The sequence below is a fragment of the Enterobacter cloacae complex sp. SYL001 genome (assembly GCF_049237025.1).
Lineage (GTDB): Bacteria > Pseudomonadota > Gammaproteobacteria > Enterobacterales > Enterobacteriaceae > Enterobacter > Enterobacter intestinihominis.
Genome location: NZ_JBMKJI010000059.1, coordinates 1 through 1,455, shown reverse-complemented (window position 1 = coordinate 1,455; position 1,455 = coordinate 1). Strand labels below are relative to the sequence as shown.

The 1,455-nt window shown below is 45.6% G+C and carries 1 protein-coding gene; it reads right to left on the bottom strand.

The window, feature by feature from the left end:
- Positions 1–35: 35 nt before the first annotated feature.
- Positions 36–1,405 (bottom strand): IS3-like element ISKpn8 family transposase gene (locus ACOTZP_RS23805; RefSeq protein WP_085949440.1). Its coding sequence is split into 2 segments (ribosomal slippage): positions 36–925 and positions 925–1,405, totalling 1,371 coding nucleotides; the frame shifts between segments, so codons are not numbered across the junction.
- Positions 1,406–1,455: the final 50 nt, after the last annotated feature.

Here is a 1,455-nt window from a genome sequence, read left to right as displayed (position 1 = left end):
GCCTCGGGTTGTACTGACCCCAAAAAGTTGGACAGTTAAACACGAGGCACATAGGTCTGGGTTCGATATTCAATTGGACTCAGACCTTTTAATTTCAGGCTAATTCTTCTGCTGTTGTAGTAGTCAATATATTCCGTAACAGCATCCTTCAGTTCGCTTATATTACTGAACTCGTCAAGATAAAAACACTCCGACTTTAAGGTTCCAAAGAAACATTCCACGACTGCATTATCCAGACAATTGCCTTTTCTGGACATGCTCTGTGTAATGCCTTGTTCTTTAAGGATGTTTTGATACCTTCTCATACGATACTGCCATCCCTGGTCAGAGTGCAGAATAGGATGCTCGTGAGGCTTAAGCTTTTTGAATGCCTGATCGAGCATATTCTCGACCATGTTCATCACAGGTCTTTCCGACAGGCTGTAAGAAATAACTTCGTTGTTGAAGAGATCTATTACTGGAGACAAATACAGCTTTCGCCCATTGACTGCAAATTCAGTAACGTCGGTAACCCACTTCTCGTTTGGCCGTGTAGCCTTGAAATCCCTTTGGAGAACATTGGGGGCGGTTTGCCCTACCTCTCCTCTGTAGGAGCTGTATCGTTTGACCTTAATCGCTGCCTTAAGCGAGAGGGTTCCCATCAGGCGCTGAACGGCTTTATGGTTAATCCGTTCCCCGTCTCGATGGAGAGACAACGTTACCCTACGGTATCCGTAACGACCTTTATTCTCGTGATAAATCTCACCAATACGCTTTTTAACATCCGCATACTTATCAGGCTTGCTGAGAGCCTTTAGATGGTAATAAAACGTACTGCGCGGTATCTCCGCTGCCTTGAGAAGCTCATCAAGAGGGTAAAACTGCCTTAGCTCGTTGAGTACTTTCACTTTTTCGCGGGATGAGCTAAGGCTTTCAGCTTTTTTAGATACGTAAGCCGCATTTCAAGGAATCGAACTTGTCTTTCAAGATCCTCAATACGTCGGTCTTTCGACAGCTCCAATGCTAACGCCGCTTTTTCTGGATCAACTGACATTGTAATGTTTCTTTTGGTGCCGATCTTGAGTGCGCGTAAACCAGCTTCTCCGTGCTCCTCATAGACTTTCAGCCACTTGGCTACAGAACCACTACCAGCAAGCATAAAGTGAGCAGCAGCCTGATTGAGGGACATCTGCTGCTCGGTCACGGCTTTCACGACCTTAATGCGCAACTCTGGATCAGCACTAACGCCTTTAGGTTTGGGAATTAAACCTTTTTCTCCATGTTTTTCATAGAGGGCAACCCACGTCCTGACCTGGGTTCGAGGCACACCAAAACGTGCAGAGATGATCCTGTAACCATCATCAGTTGTGAAGTAGTGATTCACGACTTCAAGGCGCTTTTCGAAGGGGTATTTTGGCTTTGACATATCAGGGACTATTCCATTTCATCGTCCAACAAAATGGGTGCAGTACAGGT